1 protein-coding gene is annotated in these 394 nt (G+C 74.6%); it reads left to right on the forward strand.

Annotated elements, in window-relative coordinates; all coding sequences use genetic code 11:
* The coding region (locus EAD89_RS04445) for an SURF1 family protein (protein WP_147458756.1) at window positions 1-394 on the forward strand (394 nt) is incomplete at both ends.

Below are 394 nucleotides of genomic sequence, written 5' to 3' on the forward strand. Positions count from 1 at the left end.
TACCGGTTCCTGCTGAGCCCACGCTGGCTGGGCGCACTCGCCCTGACCCTGATCGCCGCCGCGGTCATGGTCCTGCTCGGCAACTGGCAGCTGGACCGCTACTGCGGGCGCACCGAGATCAACGAGCGGATCGACGCGGGCGAGCGGATGGCCCCGGCCGCGCTGGCCGACGCGCTGCGCGCCCCCACCGGTGGCGCGGGAACGGCCGGTCCGGCCCCCGCGAAGGACAAGGTGTGGACGCGGATCACCGCCACCGGCCGGTACGACCCCACGAACACCGTCCTGGTCCGTGGCCGGACGGTCGACAGCCGGGTCGGCTTCGAGGTGCTCACCCCGCTGGTGCTCGCCGACGGCACGGCGCTGCTGGTGGATCGGGGTTGGGTCCCGCCCGCCC

It is taken from the genome of Micromonospora sp. BL4 (genome assembly GCF_003667505.1).
GTDB lineage: Bacteria > Actinomycetota > Actinomycetes > Mycobacteriales > Micromonosporaceae > Micromonospora.